At 44.9% G+C, this 18,404-nt stretch carries 18 protein-coding genes and 1 pseudogene; 8 read left to right on the top strand and 11 right to left on the bottom strand.

Annotated features, from left to right (window positions below; translation table 11 throughout):
* The 3 genes from BWI96_RS05080 to BWI96_RS05070 form a co-directional block, all read right to left on the bottom strand.
* A complete protein-coding gene (locus tag BWI96_RS05080) occupies positions 1 to 210 on the bottom strand; it encodes a hypothetical protein (protein ID WP_198555145.1) in 210 nt (69 codons plus the stop codon).
* Between the two features lie 53 nt (positions 211 to 263).
* Positions 264 to 1,193, bottom strand: coding sequence for a ribosome small subunit-dependent GTPase A (gene rsgA, locus BWI96_RS05075; RefSeq protein ID WP_106635599.1), 930 nt, complete (start codon positions 1,191 to 1,193; stop codon positions 264 to 266).
* Between the two features lie 240 nt (positions 1,194 to 1,433).
* Complete coding sequence (locus BWI96_RS05070) at positions 1,434 to 2,636, bottom strand: 3-deoxy-D-manno-octulosonic acid transferase (RefSeq protein WP_106635667.1); 1,203 nt, start codon at positions 2,634 to 2,636, stop codon at positions 1,434 to 1,436.
* 148 nt (positions 2,637 to 2,784) lie between these two features.
* Here BWI96_RS05070 and ytxJ point away from each other — a divergent pair, with 148 nt between their 5' ends.
* Both ytxJ and BWI96_RS05055 read left to right on the top strand, forming a co-directional pair.
* Positions 2,785 to 3,114, top strand: coding sequence for a bacillithiol system redox-active protein YtxJ (gene ytxJ / locus BWI96_RS05065; protein WP_106635598.1), 330 nt, complete (start codon positions 2,785 to 2,787; stop codon positions 3,112 to 3,114).
* 419 nt (positions 3,115 to 3,533) lie between these two features.
* Complete coding sequence (locus tag BWI96_RS05055; protein ID WP_106635596.1) at positions 3,534 to 4,025, top strand: cytidine deaminase; 492 nt, start codon at positions 3,534 to 3,536, stop codon at positions 4,023 to 4,025.
* Positions 4,026 to 4,618: 593 nt separating this feature from the next.
* On the opposite strand, the gene BWI96_RS05050 is transcribed toward BWI96_RS05055, so the two are convergent.
* From BWI96_RS05050 to BWI96_RS05035, 4 genes are all read right to left on the bottom strand, one after another.
* The gene (locus tag BWI96_RS05050; protein WP_106635595.1) at positions 4,619 to 5,317 is read right to left on the bottom strand and encodes a glycosylhydrolase-like jelly roll fold domain-containing protein; all 699 of its coding nucleotides are present in this window, start codon (positions 5,315 to 5,317) and stop codon (positions 4,619 to 4,621) included.
* Positions 5,318 to 5,340: 23 nt separating this feature from the next.
* The gene (locus BWI96_RS05045) at positions 5,341 to 7,137 is read right to left on the bottom strand and encodes a glycosyl hydrolase (RefSeq protein WP_106635594.1); all 1,797 of its coding nucleotides are present in this window, start codon (positions 7,135 to 7,137) and stop codon (positions 5,341 to 5,343) included.
* Positions 7,138 to 7,312: 175 nt separating this feature from the next.
* Entirely contained in the window at positions 7,313 to 8,254 is a 942-nt protein-coding gene (locus tag BWI96_RS05040; RefSeq protein ID WP_106635593.1) for an ROK family protein, read from the bottom strand.
* Between the two features lie 390 nt (positions 8,255 to 8,644).
* Positions 8,645 to 9,406, bottom strand: coding sequence for an SDR family oxidoreductase (locus BWI96_RS05035; RefSeq protein WP_232793581.1), 762 nt, complete (start codon positions 9,404 to 9,406; stop codon positions 8,645 to 8,647).
* Positions 9,407 to 9,513: 107 nt separating this feature from the next.
* Between BWI96_RS05035 and BWI96_RS05030 the strand changes: the two genes are divergently transcribed.
* From BWI96_RS05030 to BWI96_RS05015, 4 genes and pseudogenes are all read left to right on the top strand, one after another.
* Positions 9,514 to 10,260, top strand: coding sequence for a hypothetical protein (locus tag BWI96_RS05030; RefSeq protein WP_106635592.1), 747 nt, complete (start codon positions 9,514 to 9,516; stop codon positions 10,258 to 10,260).
* Positions 10,261 to 10,342: 82 nt separating this feature from the next.
* Positions 10,343 to 11,080 (top strand): ABC transporter permease, encoded by a 738-nt coding sequence (locus BWI96_RS05025; RefSeq protein ID WP_106635591.1) that lies wholly within the window; start codon positions 10,343 to 10,345, stop codon positions 11,078 to 11,080.
* 71 nt (positions 11,081 to 11,151) lie between these two features.
* Positions 11,152 to 11,907 (top strand): ABC transporter ATP-binding protein, encoded by a 756-nt coding sequence (locus tag BWI96_RS05020; RefSeq protein WP_106635590.1) that lies wholly within the window; start codon positions 11,152 to 11,154, stop codon positions 11,905 to 11,907.
* A gap of 32 nt (positions 11,908 to 11,939) precedes the next feature.
* Positions 11,940 to 12,322: pseudogene (locus tag BWI96_RS05015) on the top strand (VOC family protein).
* A gap of 284 nt (positions 12,323 to 12,606) precedes the next feature.
* On the opposite strand, the gene BWI96_RS05010 reads toward BWI96_RS05015, so the two are convergent.
* Both BWI96_RS05010 and BWI96_RS05005 read right to left on the bottom strand, forming a co-directional pair.
* On the bottom strand, positions 12,607 to 13,194 hold the full coding sequence (locus BWI96_RS05010) for a YceI family protein (protein ID WP_106635589.1): 588 nt from the start codon (positions 13,192 to 13,194) through the stop codon (positions 12,607 to 12,609).
* A gap of 29 nt (positions 13,195 to 13,223) precedes the next feature.
* Positions 13,224 to 13,739: a MarR family winged helix-turn-helix transcriptional regulator gene (locus BWI96_RS05005; RefSeq protein WP_106635588.1), complete on the bottom strand. Its 516-nt coding sequence runs from the start codon at positions 13,737 to 13,739 to the stop codon at positions 13,224 to 13,226.
* A gap of 267 nt (positions 13,740 to 14,006) precedes the next feature.
* Between BWI96_RS05005 and BWI96_RS05000 the strand changes: the two genes are divergently transcribed.
* Together BWI96_RS05000 and BWI96_RS04990 are read left to right on the top strand one after the other, a co-directional pair.
* Positions 14,007 to 14,858, top strand: a complete 852-nt coding sequence (locus BWI96_RS05000) for an MOSC domain-containing protein (protein ID WP_106635587.1) — start codon at positions 14,007 to 14,009, stop codon at positions 14,856 to 14,858.
* 679 nt (positions 14,859 to 15,537) lie between these two features.
* Entirely contained in the window at positions 15,538 to 16,371 is an 834-nt protein-coding gene (locus tag BWI96_RS04990; protein WP_106635585.1) for a hypothetical protein, read from the top strand.
* Positions 16,372 to 16,499: 128 nt separating this feature from the next.
* On the opposite strand, the gene BWI96_RS04985 is transcribed toward BWI96_RS04990, so the two are convergent.
* Both BWI96_RS04985 and BWI96_RS21435 read right to left on the bottom strand, forming a co-directional pair.
* On the bottom strand, positions 16,500 to 17,765 hold the full coding sequence (locus tag BWI96_RS04985) for a hemolysin family protein (protein WP_106635665.1): 1,266 nt from the start codon (positions 17,763 to 17,765) through the stop codon (positions 16,500 to 16,502).
* Positions 17,766 to 18,188: 423 nt separating this feature from the next.
* Positions 18,189 to 18,365 (bottom strand): hypothetical protein, encoded by a 177-nt coding sequence (locus tag BWI96_RS21435; RefSeq protein WP_157830217.1) that lies wholly within the window; start codon positions 18,363 to 18,365, stop codon positions 18,189 to 18,191.
* Positions 18,366 to 18,404 lie beyond the last annotated feature (39 nt).

Here is an 18,404-nt window from a genome sequence, read left to right as displayed (position 1 = left end):
TTAATTCCGCATCATGTTAACCCCCGTAATGAGAAACACGGTTCCTACTAAAAAAGGCACTAGCGATTCCCATTGGGAGATTTTCCAGCCCAGCGTAGTCTTCCCATCATTAAGAAAAGCAACACAGGCGAAAAGAATAATCATGGTTCCTAAAATCGTAAAAAAAGCCCCAAAAAACCGAGTCATGGGATTGGGCGTGGAAGGCTGCATGGATGTGATGAGTTAATGGTTTACTTACGAATTCTTTTGGACAACGTATTGATTTATCGACGGTTATCATCGCCCTGTAACATTCCCAGATAACTGTGATAACGGCTCAGAGCAATCGTTTCAGCCTCTACAGCATCCCGCACCGCACAGGCGGGTTCATTCACATGAAGGCAGTTATGATATTTACATTCATTGAGTAACTCCCGCATTTCTGGAAAGTAATGACTGATTTCAGACGGAGCCATATCAATTAACCCCAGTTCTTTAATCCCCGGTGTATCAATCAGATACGTACCCGATTCGAGTTCAAACATTTCGGCGAAAGTCGTGGTGTGCACGCCTTTATTGGCGAAAGTAGATACTTCGCTGGTGCGTAAATCCAGATCGGGAGCGATGGTATTTACCAGCGTTGATTTACCCACCCCCGAATGGCCGGAAATCAATGATACTTTGTCTTTCAACAAAGCTTTTAACTCCTCGATTCCTTCACCCGTCAAGGCCGAGGTACGCAAGGTACCATACCCCAGATTAGCGTACATGTCCATGATGGGCTGATGCTGATCGCGGCCTTCTTCATCGAAAATATCCTGCTTATTAAAGACGATTAATACCGGAATTCGGAACGATTCTGCTGAGACCAGAAACCGATCAATAAAACCAAGCGACGTGCGTGGGAAATCAAGGGTAACAATCAAGACGGCCTGATCGACATTGGCAGCCAACAAATGAGCCTGACTGGTTTTATGAACCGATGCCCGGGCGATGTAATTATCCCGATCTTCTATCTCGTTAATGATGGCCGTATTTTCATTCTCATTTTCAATGTCCATCCTAACCCGATCTCCCACCGCCAACGGATTGGAGGTTTTCAGACCTTTGAGCTTAAATTTTCCTTTCAATCGAGCCTGCCAAACATGGCCTTCTTCATCCCGTACATCGTACCAGGAGCCCGTTGATCGTATGACTATTCCTTTTTCTGACATCTATTTCATGACTATAAAGTAAGTTTGATCTGGTCTGAGGAGGTTTGATGGAAAACGTCTGAGATTACTATCGAACCGTTCAAACCTCATCAAACAATTACCTAACTCCTACTTCAAACCCTATTTAAACTTTCTCGAACTAACTTCAAACTTCTTCAAACCTACTATTAAACTACTTTCAAACAATCCATTCATACTTCAAACTCCATTCAAACCTCCTCGAACCAATTTCAAACCTAGTTAAACTTTTAAACTATGCATAATCTGCTCCGTAGCTCCGATTTTGCTGTATACATACGCTCGGCTGGTTTCGGCTTCGTGCTGGTATAGATCAGGCTGTTGTAATAAGTTTGTAAATATCCTCGTAAATTCCGTACCATCCGCTACCGCATGAGCCGAACCTAAAGCTAGTAAATCGTGAGCTTCCTGAAACTTTCGGTATTTCTTGTCACCAAAGAACAGCGGCATACCCCAAACGGCGGCTTCTACGATGTTGTGTAACCCATTTTTATAAGCCCCACCCACAAAGGCAAAATGCCCATACCGGTATAAGCTCGCCAACATCCCAATGTTATCAATCCACAACAAATCGGCCTGCTGAATGGCTTCGGAAGTTGCCTGAGAATACCGAACGGATTTTACGGACACTTCATTACTCCATTGCTCTATTTGTTGAATATCAATCTCGTGCGGAGCTATAATATACTTTAGTGTATGTTTCCCAACGTATTCATTTATGCAATAAGCTATCGTTTCCCAGTCTTCCGGCCAGACCGACCCACCGACTAATACCTTTGCCTCTCCACAAAATTGCTCAACAACAGGAAAGCTTTTGGCCTCCCGGGCAATCTCCACCACGCGATCAAAACGGGTATCTCCCGATAAACTAACATTGGTAATAGAAATGCTTTTGAGTAATTTCAGCGACTCTTCATTCTGTACGAAAAGATGCGAAAAGCATTTCAGAATCGTTCGGTAAAAACCGCCGTACGACTTGAAGAAAATTTGATCGGGACGGAAAATGGCGGAAAATAGAAGGACTGGAACATTCCGTTTTTTGAGTTCATGTAAGTGATGATACCAGAACTCATATTTCACCCAAAAGGCCATTTTGGGTTGAATAATGTCTACAAATTGTCGGGCATTTTTGGCGGTATCCAGTGGCAGGTAACAAACTAAATCTGCCTGGTTATAATTTTTCCGAAGTTCATAACCCGAGGGTGAAAAAAACGTCAGAACAATTTTCCAATCCGGGTTTTCTTTCCGAAACGTCTCGAGTACGGGCCGGGCCTGTTCAAACTCTCCCACTGACGCACAGTGAAACCACGCGGTTTGAGGTGACGGCTGGTAATGCTCCAGTTGACGCCAAAGCTGTTTTCGTCCTTCAATCCACAGCCGGGCTTTGGGATGAAAAAAAGCGGCCAGGCGAAACCCCAACTGCATAAAAAAGACAGAAATAGTATAAAAGAAAGAATACAAGGTCTGGAATAAACTTTTTACGCACCAAAAATAGAACTTTGTCGGCGTATTCGAACGTTCGAGGTTGAATACAGACTTATTCAAAGACATCTTTTTATATTCTTAATTTCCTATGAACTGGCAAGCCATTACTGAACTGGAACAATTAGAAACGATTGCACAAGCGTCTTTTGATCATCCGGTTCTCATTTATAAACACAGCACAACCTGCTCCATCAGTGCCACAGCCAAGTCCCGACTGGAACGTCAATGGGATGACAGTCAAGGCATTGAAAGTTATTACCTGGACTTATTACGCTATCGTCCCATTTCGCAGGCTATTGCTGAAAAATTTGAAGTACAACACGAATCGCCACAGGTATTACTGATTCGCGATGGCAAATGTGTTTATAATGAATCGCACTTTGCCATTCAGTTTGGCGAGATTCTGGCGAATGCTTAAAATTGATATTTTTGATACAAGAAGAACCTGCATGGGAATAAATGCCATGCAGGTTCTTCTTGTATCAACCCAAAAGGCTGTTCAATTGTCTCATCGTCGACCTTTATCTTTTGCTCAAGGTAACAAGCTTCTTATTCAAGCTGTCATCTCGACCACAGAAAGAGAACTTAGGCCGGATGGGGCGACTTTTACGTTTACTAAAGGGCCCTCAGGTTCAAGTAAATTCGAGATGGCAATTAGGTTCTTCCCTTCACTCTGGATGACAAGGTCAGGGGTATAACGGCAGGTGAGAACCTGCCTTTGTTTTAGGAACGAGATGGAATCTCGCACCAGAGGAGTATTTTATTTAAAGACAGCTTCTCTTAGGAAACATTTTTTCGATAGATCAGGTTATATTCTTCCCTCCTTACAAATGGTCTATGAAAAAATTGCAATTACAGGTAAATCTGACTTCCTATTCTTCTGAAAATGAGCTTCCCGAAGCGGAGCAAAAGTTGGTTCAGCAAGCAAAAGAAGCGACTTATAAATCTTACGCTCCTTATTCAAACTTCCACGTAGGAGCCGCTCTATTACTGGAAGATGGTAACATTATCACCGCTAACAACCAGGAAAATGCGGCTTTCCCATCGGGTTCCTGTGCAGAGCGTTCGGCTATTTTCTGGGCTGGAGCGAATTATCCAGATATAAAAATCAAGTCGATTGCGGTATTGGCTCGCCCCGGCGAAGGGTCTGTTTTTCAGCCCGTTTCCCCTTGTGGTAATTGTCGGCAGTCAATGCTGGAATACGAACATCGGCAGAAAGAACCCATCCGATTGCTCATGCTCCAGCCCGGCGGTGGTATTATTGCTACAGAATCCATTGCCGATTTATTACCCGTGAAATTTGACGCGGATGATCTCTTTGGGAAGTAGCATTCACCCAAAAGCTACTCAGCGTTTTTGCACAGAGGTTACTAAGTTTCGCTATTCTTTGCTTCATTGCAATTCCAGACTTGCCATCTGGAGTCGATTTGTCGCAGATCGATGGTCTGTATGCGGGGATTATCCATCCCAAAAATAACCCCATCGGGGTTGCATAGGAAGAGCTCCAGGCTGGATGGTCCTGGGCTAGATAGCCTCTCCGCCTTGGTTGGTGTCCTCACCAACCGCTAGGCATTTAGTAATGGCTGGTGGGGATACCAGCCAGGGGGGATGAATACTTGATGATAACGTAAAAACCCCGGATTAACATCCAGGGCTATCCATGTTGAACCCCTCCGGGGTTATGCCTCCCATTTCCAAACCTCTTCCCTACCTTATACGCCTTGATTGGTGTCCTCACCAACCTCTATGCTTTTAGTAAGGGCTGGTGAAGACACCAGTCAGGGTGGCAGAAATGTCCAGACTGGTTACCCCGGATTATCATCCGGGGCTACTCATATTAAACCCCTCCGGGGTTATCACTTCCATTTCCAAACCTCTTCCCTACCTTTATGGGTTTTCTATTTCCAACTGAAAACTGAAAACTATTTATAAATAACCACTGGCCCTAATAAGCCCGAAGGTTCCAGTTCCCATCTGGAAGCGTCGAATGGCTTATACTGAATGCTTATAAAGTTGATATCGTAGAACTTCCGCCAGGGAAATTTATCCGTATCCAATTTTCGAATTCGGTTAGCCGAGCTATTGGTTACGTCTACTTCCAGCGTATTCTGGGCTTTCAGTAACTGGGCAGGAATCTGAATTCGGTAAGGCAAGCTCCAGAGTTTGCCAAGTAACTGACCATTCAGACGAACCGTGGCCGTTTCCCGGACGGAACCTAAATCCAATACTCTATTTTCTCCCGGTTCCCAGTTAGCAGGTAATTTGAATTGAATAGAATAGCGGCCCGTTCCACTAAAGCTCTCACTTTCAGAATGGTCCAGCTCCGTCCAGGAAACCAGTCGGGACGTAGCCAATGGCGGCGGCATTTGCGGCTGACCTTCCAGAAAATCAATTTTCCAGATGCCCTTAATGCTTAACGTATCTTTCGCCAGCGGATATTCTGGCCAAGCTTTTCCTTTTCGCATGGAAGCAAAAGTTTGCAGAAATACTGACTCTCCGGGTTCCAGAGCCAGTTCAATTTCCGATGTACTATCCGCCTGAGCCCTTACCGGAACATACCCCTGACGATTTCTCAAGGGATCCGTTACCTCTACGGAACGAGCCGCACTGGCTAACCGCAACGTTCCCCGATGAAATTCATTCCCTAAATTAGTAACGAAGTATAAGGTCCCTTCTGCATTTTTTTCCGAATGTAGGAAAGCCCCAGCTCAGCCATATTTTCCTGACGAATCTTCCATGCTTTCAGCTTTTGCAGGTAATCCGCCGCTACGAGTGGTTGTAACAGTTTGGAAAGCTCGGTCCATTGCTGTTTCCGCGTTTGCCCGTTGTGGTAACCGCTGGCCTGAGCAGGTAATGCCTTCACAAAAACAATTTTCGCTCCCTGTTTACTTAGTTCCTGAAGCTTCGCTAGCGTTTCAATCGGCATGTATTTCGTTTCTGGAATAACCAGAGCGGGATACACCGTTCCGGCCTCGGAAACAAGTTTTCCATTTTTCACCGAAAAACGATGTAACAGACTATCCGACACAAAATCGGACTGATACCCGTGCATCCGAAGTTCGGAAGCTGTAGCACCAAAAGGCGTATCATTCAGCCAGCGACGGGAATTTGCATGAACATCAAATAAAAAGGGAGCTTCGCCCGCTGCTACACCATGCCAAACATCCTGAATCGGGAAGTATAGCAATACACTGGCATCAGGTTTGGCGGCCTGTAATCGCTCCTGACCTGCGGTAATGTATCGGTTCAGTTCCGGTAAATCTTTCCAGAAATGGCTTTGCTGGTTATAATTAGTCGAAGCATAAAATAGCCAGCCGGGCCATTTTTCTTCGGGTGGGGAATAGGGTATGCCGTGATAGAAGATGTGATTAACTCCGCCCGTAAATAACTCATCCACAATGGGTTTAATCTGCGAAAGTGATACCCGAAAATGTTCAGCCAACCAGGTTGAGGTTTCGGAAGATACCAGCGTTTTTCCCGTCAGGTGAGCCGCTGATGAAGCAAACTGCATGGTCAAGGTTCCGGGAACGCCAAAGCGGGTAGAATCATAGTCGGGGTCTAAACGGTAGTTAGGAATTTTATACTGTTTGCTACCGAAGTATTCCGTTTCAGGTATGTCCGCCAGAGCGTATAAATCAATGATATTTCCGGGAGAACCGTGGGCCTGATCGCGGGTAATTTTTCCATTTTTCGTCGACCATTTCGTCCATAAACTAGTAAAACGATCCCTTAGCAGTTCGGATAAAGTCGTATGGTAATCGGCCCACTGCTGGCGTTCTTCCTCTGTTAAATTCTCTTTTCGTTTTAAAATCGCCGGATTAAAGTCATACCCTCTACGACGTTTGAATTCAGGTAAGAAATCATTGGTCCAGGTAGCCCCGTATACTTCGTACGAGTCGTTATAATAGGAACGTACTTTGTTGTTTTTGAGAAGGTTCTGCTCAAAATGAGTCAGGTAATTGCGAATGGCCGTTTCGTCGAAAGGGTTAACGACGAGTCCTTCGCCACCGGGAGCCGCCCGTTTTACCTGTTGTTTCGTGGGTAAGTTTAGTAAGCTATCCCCCTGAAAGTCAAACTTCCGGGCCCCATCGCTTTCCCTTACCCAGGGCCCCCCATAAGGCCAGCCCGTCCCCAAGCTTAAGTCAATGCCCAACCCTAATTTTTCGGCTTCCTTCAAGGTAATGTCCAGAGCCTTATTCCATGATGGACTCAGAAAGGGCAGGAATTGCTGCTCGTACCCCTTCACTCCGTAGATGGGAATGATGTGTAAACCTCCCAACCCCGCGTCAGCGTAGTCTTTCAGGTTTTTACGGATTCCCTCTTCGGTGACCGCACTCCCCATCCACCACCAGTACGCCCAGGGTTTTGCCGTATTGATCTTGGTTTGTGCCAGGGAAGAAAGCGGCAGCAGCAGCAAGCAGGCGTAACGAATAAACTTCATTATATTCAAATTAATCCTCTAAAAAACACAAAATAGAGCAATTGCCCTTGGGTTTTCTGGTTTTCTTTTGGATAAAGACGATTTGAACGTTAGTGGCTCGTATGATTGATTACGAAAAAAGCCCCTGTTCTTTCCAGAAAGGGGCTTTTCAACGATGAAATTTAACTTCAACAGCTTATCCTTCAGCTCCGGCACCGTCCTGCACGTCGAAGCACAGTGAAGCAGCACCCAGAAGTCCGGCATCATTTCCGAGCGTAGCCCGTTTGATTTCCATGGTTTCCAGGTTATAAGGAGTGAGCCAGTATTTGAGTTGTTTCCAAACAGCAGGCATAATGAAATCGAAAGAGGCCGATAAACCACCACCGATCAGGATCAGGTTAATGTCCAGGATCCGTACCAATGAAGCCAGACCATCTCCTAAAATTTCGCCTACGCGTTCGAAGATTTTCAGAGCCAGTTCATCATCAGCTGCAGCCGCAGCTACCAGACCTGTCGTTGAGATCGTGCCATCACCGGGTAATTGCGTCGCTCCGGCGTAGTCTTTCCGCATGCCATTGGCCAGGTTGAGTAACTCGTTTTTACCGATGTTACGCTCCAGCACTTTCCCATTTACGGAAGGAATATGACCGGGTTCCATAGCGTTTCCGTTCCCGCCCGTGAATACACGACGGTTCAGAATAGCCGCTCCACCTACTCCCGTTCCGAGGGTAATGAAGATATAGTTCTCGTCGATTTTCTCTTCGCCAAAGTAAAATTCGCCTAACGCAGCCGCATTAGCGTCATTTTCCAGATAGAAAGATACCCCGGCAAAACGACCGCTCAGGTAATCAACCAACTTAACGTTATTTAATTCAGGGATAGCTGTAATCTCGAGGGGTATAGTACGCTTATTATTAATCATTCCCGGCAGGCCAATACCTACTTTCGTCAGAGAAGGATTATCAAGTAATTGCAGCGAAATGGCATCCCCCAGCCTTTCTTCAAAGTGGCCAGATTGCCGCCAACTCAGTGTATCGTGGCTGTAAAAGTTGGAAATTTTACCCGTGTTTGCGTCTACGATGCCCATTTTGACGTTCGTTCCGCCCACGTCTATGCCTAAGTACTGGTTATCAGCCATGAAAATTGGAAACAGGTTTTGGTAAACAATTGCAGAAAACTGGGGCGAAAATAAGGTTTCTCTTTCTTAATTTATTCTTTTTATCCCCATTACATTCATTAAAAAATAAAATTTTTTAAAAACAAATCTTTTCGAAAGAGAATTACTGTGTTTTCCGTTTGCTATTGTCTGTTTTCAATGCATATCTATCCTGTAAATACGAATTATTGGCCCTCAACGAGTTTCGTCAAGTATAGCTAGTATTACCTCTCGTATTACAAATTTACAATCCGGCTTCACACTAGTGGAATTCTACAATACGCAAAAGCGTTAAGCTCATGATCTGTCAAATTACAGGTTTGATTGGAATCCAACCCAATTGAAAACGGCAAACCGAAAACTGACCACTCATCAAATATCCCCTAATTGTGGGCGGATCAGGATTTCTTCTACTACTGCCGAAGGTGACAGGTGGTAACTTGTCCAGAGTAATTCGGCTACGTCTTCAGGTTGCATAAAGCGACTTTCGGGTAGGTCTGTCCCGGCCCAGCTGTTGGTGTATACGGCTCCGGGTAATACGGCAGTTACTTTAATGCCTTTCGTTTTGAGCTCTTCCCGTAGTACTTTGGTCATCCCTAATAATGCAAACTTGGAAATGCAGTAAGAACCTCCGTTGGTATACGCCGTAATACTTGCCGTTGAACAAACATTCACAATATACCCCCGCTGGCGTTCCAGCATGTTTGGTAACAAAGCCCGCGTCAGGTGGTAAGCAGAGGCGACGTTTACATTCATCAGGAATTCAAAGGTTCCTTCTTCTTCCTGATGAATTTCGCCCGGCAGAAAAAGCCCAGTGTTATTCACCAGTAATTCCAGCGGTCGATTCTGGCTTTTCACGTAGGCTACGAAGGCTTCCAATTGGGAGCGTTCCCCCAGGTCTGCGGTATAGGTTAATAAGGTACTGCCGGGAAACTCCTGCTCCGTTTCTTTTTTGAACTGTTCCAGGTCTTCCGCGTTGCGTGCTACGGTAATGGCATCAAAACCATCCTTCACAAATCGTCGAATGATTGCTTTTCCAATTCCTTTGGTTCCACCCGTTACCACAATCCAGGGTCTTCCAAAATGACTTCCTACCGAAGTGTGCATGGCATTATCAGATTTCAAATCACTCATTATCAGCAAATTATTAATTCCGTATACGAAAAAAAGAAAAAGAACCTTTTCTTTACCGCATACAGTCAGGTGTTCTGGTGCTTAATTCGTAAAAAATTTATATTCCCATGCGAAAATACGCCCTGCTTTTGGGTTTCCTCCTAATCGGTACCTTTCTACACGCTCAAACTCCGTTTTACGTGAAGGTTGGCGTGGGGCCAAGCATTCCTTATGGGAAGTTCGAAGATTCTGATACGCAGGAATTAGCCGAGTTGGTCAATATCGGCCCTAACTACGGATTGACGCTTGGACATGACTTTTCGCCACATTTCGGAATAGCCCTGACCGGAACCTACTGGACGCATTCGGTTAAACAAGCCCAAATGACAGAATACCTAAGGAATCGGTATCTACCAGCAGGTTATGCTCCGCTGGTTAGCGAACTTCGGGCAACGGCAGAAAATTTCAGATTTGCTTCGGCTTATCTTTCGCCTTACTATACTTTTGAGCTGGGATGCCGGTTTCGCGTTGACCTGCGATTAAATGGGGGCCTCCTTTTCGTGAAATTTCCCGGCATTGTGGGCGAAGGCAGAGCCGTTTTTCCGCTGGATAATAATACGTACGATTTACGGGTTTCGACCCCTCAAGTCAGTTCACAGGCTTTAATGTATGGAGTCGGAGGAAGTCTTCATTATGAACTAACACCAACAGTTAAGCTGTTCGTCGATGTGGATGGTTTGCGTTCGCGTCCGGTTTTCGATGATATTCCCATTCAGGCGACGCTTGGCCCGGTTAGTTTAAACACAGCTCGGCCCGCCTTTACGCAAACTGCCGGAACACTCAGTGCCCGATTGGGCGTTGGTTTGTTTTTTTAATTAAATCAGTAACCTGAAATTTGGGAACCGTGCTTCGCCGCCATTCCTGATTTCTACCCTTTACTTTAGCTACGTTTCAGCCATGAATTTACTTACCCGACTCGGGCGTTACTTCATCTTTATTAGTTTGCTTTTCACCCGCCGCGAGAAAGTGAGCGTATACGTAAAGCAAATACTAGAAGAAGCCGTTGCCATCGGCATCGATTCCATTTTTATTGTCTCCATTGTGTCAACCTTCATTGGAGCCGTAACCTGCGTTCAAACAGCCTATAACCTCGTCAGCCCCTTCATTCCGGATTACGTCATTTCATTGATCGTTCGGGATATGACCTTACTAGAGCTTGCTCCTACCATTACTTGTATCGTTCTGGCCGGGAAAGTAGGCTCTAACATTGCCAGCGGTTTGGGCACCATGCGAATTTCAGAACAGATTGATGCACTCGAAGTGATGGGCCTTAACTCTGCTTCATACCTGGTATTGCCCAAGATCATTGCCGCTGTATTGGTCTTTCCCATGCTTATTACCATGGCAGGTTTTCTTTCCATTTGGGGAGGTTACGTAGCCGGCACGCTTACGGGAGCCATCACGCCGGAAGATTACATCTACGGTATCCGGGCCGACTTTATTCCTTTCAACGTACCATTTGCTCTGATTAAAACCGTCGTTTTTGCCTTCCTGATTACCTCCATTTCGGCTTTCAGAGGCTATTACACCGAAGGAGGAGCACTGGAAGTAGGAAGAGCCAGCACTACCGCCGTTACTAATAGTTGTATTGCCGTACTGGTGGCCGATTATTTACTGGCTCAGTTACTGCTTTAAGTTTTTGAATGCATTCCGTTGGATGATTCCAATTATGATGGAATCGTTCGGGGAAGGGAGAAATAATAGTCATGATCGAGATAAAAGATATACGCAAAGAATTTAATGGTCGGGTCGTTCTGGATGGCATTTCAGGCAAGTTTGAACCCGGTAATACCAGCCTGATTATCGGTGGTTCGGGTACGGGGAAATCCGTATTACTGAAATGTATTGTGGGATTGATCAAACCCGAAAGTGGTCAGGTTCTTTACAATGGCCGCGATTTCTGGTCGGGAGATGCGGATACCAAGCGGGACATTCGCCGGGAAATGGGCGTACTTTTTCAGGGTGGAGCTCTATTTGATTCGAAGACCGTGCTTGAAAACGTGAAGTTCCCGCTGGATATGTTGACGGATCAGTCAGAAGAAGAAAAAACTGAACGGGCTGAATTCTGTTTGAAACGGGTGGGCCTAGACAACGCCGCCAAACGGATGCCTTCCGAGATTTCGGGTGGGATGAAGAAACGCGTAGGTATTGCCCGAGCCATCGTAATGAATCCCAAGTACTTATTCTGCGATGAACCCAATTCCGGACTGGACCCTTTAACCAGCGTTAAAATCGATGAATTGATTCAGGAAATTACGGATGAATATCAGATTACGACGATTGTGATTACCCACGATATGAACTCGGTGTTAGGCATTGGAGAGGATATTAAGTTTCTGCACAAGGGCGTGAAACTTTGGGAAGGAACCAACGAGAATATTCTGGATACGACAGTGCCTGAACTGGAAGAGTTCCTGTATTCGAGTCAGCTCATTCGTCGGATGAAACAATCCAAGAAATAACTCCCTACCAAACCTTTATTCTACCTACCTGTATGTTACAGTCCATTCATCACGTTGCCATTATCTGCTCCAATTACGAACGTTCCAAGCATTTTTATACGGAGGTATTAGGACTGGAAATTGTGCGGGAAGTCTATCGAGCGGAACGTAATTCCTATAAGCTTGATCTGGCCGTTAATGGTCTGTATCAGATTGAATTATTCTCCTTCCCTAATCCGCCAGCCCGACCCAGTCGGCCCGAAGCTCAGGGTTTACGACATTTAGCCTTTGCCGTGACGGATCTGGAAGCAGCTATTACCAAGCTAACGCACCAGGGTGTAGAAACCGAACCCATCCGAATCGACGAATGGACCCACCGCCGCTTTACCTTCCTGCTGATCCAGACGATCTGCCAATTGAACTGTATGAGGTTTAGTTGTTAACGGCCACCGTTGCGGTTGTTAATTTGTTAGTTGTTTATTCAACTTCCCGAAAGTTTTAAAACGGGACACGAAGTTTTATAGGTAGAGACGCGACTTCATCGCGTCTGGGTAGAGGCGGTTTTGGCTACGATTGAAATGATTTTCATTCCCCGGCTAGACGCGATAAAATCGCGTCTCTACCCCAACATCAATCCCTGAAAGCAATATCATTCTATCATTACAAAAAATCCCCGGCGAAACGAATCGCCGGGGATTTTGTACTATGAGCACAAATTAATTATTTCGTTGTAGCCAGATTTACGTCCAGTTCGAAATCATCATTGATGGCTTTGTCTCCGAGGTTATCGAAGAAGCTTTTTGAACCGTAACGGATGTCATATTTCGCACGGTCAATTTTGATTTTCGCGGTACCTACACCCGTTTTAGGATCAACCGTTGCGGGGAACGTTACTGGGTTTGTTTTTCCTTTGATGGTCAGGTCGCCCGTTACTTCGTAGTTGTTACCGCCTTTAGGAGTAACTTTTGTAATTTTTAATGTAGAAGTAGGGTGAGTAGCTACGCTGAAGAAATCATCATTTTCCAGGTGACCTTTCAGTTTGGCGTTCATTTTTTCGTCTTTTACGTCCGTAACTTTCAGGGTCTTCATGTCCATTGTGAAGTTACCACCTACCAGTTTACCTCCGTCGAGTATCAATTGGCCATCTTTCAGAGCAATCGTTCCTGAGTGTTCTCCAGTTACTTTTTTACCCAACCAGATTACTGAAGATTTTGCTACATCTACTTTAACAGGCGTAGGCTTTTTAGCAGCGTTTACGAACAACATACCAGCTGCAAGAGCAGCAACGAAGAATTTAACTGTTTTCATTTTTGATTAATTGATTTGGGAGAATAATTTTAGTTAACGGACTCGTGTTCAGGAACAACTTCATTTCCATCGCAATCGGTGCTGGTGGAGTTTCCACGCATTTTATCCAGCAAATGGCTCAATAATTCGGCTTCTTCGACCGTCAGTCGACCCGTAATTTCGCTTTCCCAACCCGACATACCCTTGTCAATCTCACTCAGGAGAGCCAAGCCTTTGTCGGTAATCCGAACATCCACTGCACGGCGATCATTCGGACAAACCAGGCGACTAACCAAGCCTTTAGCTAAAAGCTTATCTACTAACCGACTGGCATTTGACATTTTGTCAAGCATCCGGTCAATGATGGCGTTCACTGTAATGGCATTTGGATGTTGCCCACGGAGAATACGTAATACGTTGAACTGCTGAATGGTTAATCCAAACGGTTTTAAATCTTCTGAGTTTCTCGAAGTTATCCAGTTATTAGTATAAATCAGGTTTACCATAACCTTATGAAAAGGACTGGTAAATGCCGCTCGTTGTTTTATTTCCGTTTCAATTGACATGGTGTTACTGAAATACGTTGCAAATATATTCAACTACATTTAATGTATATACATACTTGTTAACTTTTATTTCGACTTTAACGTTCATTAACACTTAAAAGTCTTGTAGAGAACCTTCGAAGATATAGTCTTTTTTCGAAAAAATATATCCTATTAGACTGTTATCCAGTTTATTATGCTCAACTAGGTTATTTAAACGTTTCTACATTTATTACAATCCTTTTGCTTTCGTTAAAATCTTCCTCTAATAAAATTATAGTTTTGTGTATGGAAGCAAGAATCACTCCCCTGACTTTATCAGAAATCTGGATTTATCCTATTAAATCGCTCGCTGGTATTTCCCTGACGGAAACGGAACTGACTTCCCGGGGGCTGAAATATGATCGCCGCTGGATGTTGATAGACGCAAATGGTAAATTCATGACTCAACGGAGTTTGCCTGATCTTGCCCTGATTGATGTAAAAATTGAAGGGGAATCCTTACTCGTATCGCATCGTCAGAAAAATCTCCTGCCTTTGTTAATCCCTTTCAAGAATGACAGCTCCGAACCATTAACGGTTCAGGTTTGGGACGATACTATGGAAGCCCTTTCTGTTTCTGCGGAAGCGGATCGCTGGTTTAGTGAAGCCTTGGATCAACCTTGCCGCTTGGTTTTCCAGCCCGAAAGCACCCAACGGAAAGTTGACTCCCGCTATGCTTCTCACGGAGAGATTACCAGTTTCTCGGATGGGTATCCTTTTCTGTTGATTGGTCAGGAATCGCTCAATGATTTGAACGCTCGTCTGGAATCGCCCGTTCCCATGAATCGCTTCCGGCCTAATCTGGTTTTCACGGGGGGAAATCCGTATGAGGAAGATACCTGGGCAGCATTTAAGGTAGGTCCGCAGGATTTTTTTGGAGTAAAGCCCTGTGCCCGCTGTGTATTAACTACAATTGATCAGACAACGGCTGAAAAAGGAAAAGAACCGCTGAAAACGCTGAGTAAATACCGAAGCTGGAATAATAAAATTCTCTTCGGCCAAAACTTACTTCCCGGAAGTATTACTCAAAGCATTAAAGTCGGTGATTTGATTGAGGTATCAAAAGTTAAGGAAGCTCCTCTTCAGGTGGAAGTTTAATGAATTGCTCTGCTCTTTTAAATTAGCAATTCCAGCACAGCCCATACCAACACCTTGCGTGGAGAAGCGACTTCATCGCGTATGGGTAAGGGGCGATTTTTTGGCTTATAAACATTAAGAATAACTGAACACATCCCACCCCCGAATTAACATAGAGGTCCATCCAGTAGGTAACCCCGATGCAACCCCGGGTTTTACCCGGGGCTATCCAGCCTGGGGCTATCCATGTTAAACCCCTCCGGGGTTATGATTCTCGTTTCCAAACCTTTCCCCTACCTTTACCGGTTTTCCTTCCCAAACTCCAAACTCCAAACTCCAAACTCCAAACTCCAAACTCCAAACTCCAAACTCCAAACCGTAGCGACGGTCGCTCCAAACTCCAAACCGCAGCGGCGGCCGCTCCAATCTCCGCTTAGCTTCTTTTATAGGCCGACCAAAATGAATGCGATGTTATCATCCTCGACGTAAATCTCCCGGTCGTTTGCAGCTCTATCTTACATACGCTTACCCATCCAATTTTATCGATTACCCATAGCGGAGTGGTCTGAATTTGTGGTCAGTAATAACCCTTCCGACACAGCTCCGTTCTTATTCTTGAATTTTATTAAAACATATCTCCCCTTTTTCGACTTTCTGGACTAAAAAGCTTTCTACTTTTGGGCTTTGAAAAGTATTAGTTGTGGGAGTACGATCTGTATTACAAAGAATTCATTGGCTTAACCTGGATATAGTAGCCGGTGCCGTCTTAAGTGCCGCTGCTGGTAGTAGATTACCCGACGGAAGAGGAGAAGTTAACTATTGGGCCTTAGCAAGTCTGGGCCTGACAACCTGGTTTATTTATACGCTGGACCGTTTACTGGATATTCGCAGAAAACCAGTCCCTAACACCCCTCGCCACCAGTTTCACTTACAAAATGCCGCCCTTTTGTGGAAGGCTACTATTGCCGCTGGAGTATTGGCGGCAGCGATCACTCCTTTTTTACCCCTTTCGCTCATTCGCTGGGGTTTGATTTTAGCCGGAGTAGTAGCCTTGTATTTATTTATGGTCAATCGCCTTGGCCCTAAAAGCAAATGGTACTTCCTGAAAGAGCCCCTTACTGCTCTGGTTTACACGGGCGGCGTATGGGGAGTGGCCTTTGCCAATCAACCCGATATTTCCTGGCAGGATAAAAGCTTGTCTGTTATTTTTGGCCTGATCGCCTTTCAGAACCTCCTGTTATTCTCCTGGATGGAAACGAAAGAAGGTAAGTTGTCCTCACCCAATTTTTCCAGCATCTTCCGGGATGGCTTACCCAACATTGTCAACTTCCTAATTCTAGCCAGCATTCTTATTCTATTCCTGAGCATCAATTTTACCGATCTGTTTCCTTATCAACGTCGGTTTGCATTTACAGAAATCCTGATGTGTCTGGCCTTACTCCACATCCGCTATGACGCTGATTTTTTTCTAAAAAACCAGCGGTATCGGTGGATAGGTGATGGTGTTTTTCTCTTTTCTCTGTGGTTACTGTAGAGTTCCGCAGTCGCTCGGCTCTGCCGAGTGATCACCTGGCAGTAGACCCCTGGCCGTCTGAGGCAAAGCACATAGGAGTATATTCGTTTATCACAGTCTTTTGGTAAAGCCGAGCGACTGCGATAGCCTTAATGCCGTATTTCTTTCGAAGGCTTTCGTTCTTCGGGAATCGGTCCGGTGATGGTAAGTTTAACGGTATCGATTCGGGCATCTTTCATCTCCATAATCTGGAATTGAAAAGGATACATCACCACGACTTCGTTGGGCTGGGGTAAGTCTTCATTGATGGTAATGATCAACCCGCCGAGCGTATCATAATCACCTTCGGGGAAATTCCAGGCGTATTTATCGTTCAGGTAGTCGATTTCATGACGGGCCGAAAGCAGATACGTGCGGTCATCGATTTTCTTTTCCACCCAGTCTTCCGAATCATCATATTCATCCTGAATATCGCCAAAGATCTGTTCGATAATATCTTCCAGACTAACCAATCCCGAGGTTCCCCCAAATTCATCGACAACGAGAGCAACACTTTTTCGCTCCTGCGTAAACTTGATCATCAAATCCTGAGCCGACATGGCTTCCGGCACAATCAGAATCGGATTCAGAATACTTTCAATGTCTTTCGGTTTTTTGAACATCGCCAGCCCGTGACAGTAGCCAATGACATCTTCAATGGATTCTCGGTAAATCAGAATTTTTGAGTGTCCGCTGGCCTGAAGCATCTTTTTCAGGCCTTTCATGCCTTCTTCAATGTCTATCGCAACGATCTCCGTCCGGGGAATCATACAATCCCGCACTTTTACCTGCCGAAACTCCAGAGCGTTATTGAAAATCTTGGTATCCACGTCGGCAACTTCTTCTTTTTTGCCTTCGGGAACGTTAATATTCTCGAGGTAATTCGATAAATCCGTGACGCCAAAAATGGGTTTTACTTCCGAATATTTTAACCGTAATACATTAATAATAAACCATTTGGAAGCCGAAACAATGGCATATACCAGTGGATACATCAGGTAATAAACCAGCCATATTGGAATGGCTAATACTTCCAGAAAAACATCAGGATTAAGCAGGAATAATGATTTGGGCGTAAACTCCGCAACGGCCAGAATCAGGATTGTTGCCAGTAAAGACGGCAGAATAATCTGAACGAAATCGTTATGCAGAAAACTCAGAGATTCCGGTAACTGAGAAAGCCAGATTTCGAACTCATGGTGGAGGAAGCCCTCCATGTAAATCCCGTAAATCACCAGAGCCAACGTGTTTCCAATCAGCATGGTGCCGATAAATTTGGAAGGCTGCTTCAGGAAAGCAGAGATGATCTGCCCGGTGACAATGCCTTGTTTGGCCTGAAGCTCAAAGTATAATTTATTTGCTGACACATAAGCCATTTCGATGCCCGAAAAAAGGCAGAGGCCAGCATGGAAAGTAAAATGATGAGAAATTCCTGGGAAGTCATCCGTTAGCACAGGCAGTCGCCTGCAGAAGTTTGCTGCAAAATAGTCATTTTTTAGTTTACAGTTTTCGGTTTGCCGTTTTCCGTAAGATTGATTTAACCTACCACTGATGTAAGATTGCTAGCCCACTGGTGCGAGATTCCTACCTCGTACTTATAATTCAGCAGTTTTTAACTGCCTTTCACAGGGTTAACAGATAGAAATCGGTCCTATTTTGGGTACGAGATTGGAATCTCGTACTAGTGGTTTTCTCATCAATTGTTATTAATAAAATCGACTTTTACCCAGACGGGATGAATCGCGTCTCTACGGAGGTAGGGTCATAAAAAAGCCCTGTTCTCAGAACAGGGCTTTTGATTACTTTTTCTTACGAGGCTTAACCTCTGGTGCCGGAGGCGTCTGGTTTTTCTCCCGCATCACCCGCTGGTTTTTGTAGTACTGAAACCCCAGCAAGCTTACCACCGAGAACATAAGCCAGAAATAGGAATCCCGCCAGTTGACCCGACCTGAGATGATTTCTCCCACCCAGATCATCAGAAACCTACGGATGCCGATAGTAAGAGTATTTCTTTG

Origin of the sequence: Siphonobacter sp. SORGH_AS_0500, assembly GCF_002838835.1 — a bacterium.
Lineage (GTDB): Bacteria > Bacteroidota > Bacteroidia > Cytophagales > Spirosomataceae > Siphonobacter.
This window is presented reverse-complemented; position numbering and strand designations above follow the sequence as displayed.

Excerpts from the sequence above, each read along its gene's own strand:
- BWI96_RS05080 (WP_198555145.1), bottom strand. The coding sequence starts at position 210 with ATGCAGCCTTCCACGCCCAATCCCATGACTCGGTTTTTTGGGGCTTTT.
- rsgA (WP_106635599.1), bottom strand. The coding sequence starts at position 1,193 with ATGTCAGAAAAAGGAATAGTCATACGATCAACGGGCTCCTGGTACGAT.
- BWI96_RS05070 (WP_106635667.1), bottom strand. The coding sequence starts at position 2,636 with ATGCAGTTGGGGTTTCGCCTGGCCGCTTTTTTTCATCCCAAAGCCCGG.
- ytxJ (WP_106635598.1), top strand. The coding sequence starts at position 2,785 with ATGAACTGGCAAGCCATTACTGAACTGGAACAATTAGAAACGATTGCA.
- BWI96_RS05055 (WP_106635596.1), top strand. The coding sequence starts at position 3,534 with ATGAAAAAATTGCAATTACAGGTAAATCTGACTTCCTATTCTTCTGAA.
- BWI96_RS05045 (WP_106635594.1), bottom strand. The coding sequence starts at position 7,137 with ATGAAGTTTATTCGTTACGCCTGCTTGCTGCTGCTGCCGCTTTCTTCC.
- BWI96_RS05040 (WP_106635593.1), bottom strand. The coding sequence starts at position 8,254 with ATGGCTGATAACCAGTACTTAGGCATAGACGTGGGCGGAACGAACGTC.
- BWI96_RS05035 (WP_232793581.1), bottom strand. The coding sequence starts at position 9,406 with ATGAGTGATTTGAAATCTGATAATGCCATGCACACTTCGGTAGGAAGT.
- BWI96_RS05030 (WP_106635592.1), top strand. The coding sequence starts at position 9,514 with ATGCGAAAATACGCCCTGCTTTTGGGTTTCCTCCTAATCGGTACCTTT.
- BWI96_RS05025 (WP_106635591.1), top strand. The coding sequence starts at position 10,343 with ATGAATTTACTTACCCGACTCGGGCGTTACTTCATCTTTATTAGTTTG.
- BWI96_RS05020 (WP_106635590.1), top strand. The coding sequence starts at position 11,152 with ATGATCGAGATAAAAGATATACGCAAAGAATTTAATGGTCGGGTCGTT.
- BWI96_RS05010 (WP_106635589.1), bottom strand. The coding sequence starts at position 13,194 with ATGAAAACAGTTAAATTCTTCGTTGCTGCTCTTGCAGCTGGTATGTTG.
- BWI96_RS05005 (WP_106635588.1), bottom strand. The coding sequence starts at position 13,739 with ATGTCAATTGAAACGGAAATAAAACAACGAGCGGCATTTACCAGTCCT.
- BWI96_RS05000 (WP_106635587.1), top strand. The coding sequence starts at position 14,007 with ATGGAAGCAAGAATCACTCCCCTGACTTTATCAGAAATCTGGATTTAT.
- BWI96_RS04985 (WP_106635665.1), bottom strand. The coding sequence starts at position 17,765 with ATGGCTTATGTGTCAGCAAATAAATTATACTTTGAGCTTCAGGCCAAA.
- BWI96_RS21435 (WP_157830217.1), bottom strand. The coding sequence starts at position 18,365 with ATGATCTGGGTGGGAGAAATCATCTCAGGTCGGGTCAACTGGCGGGAT.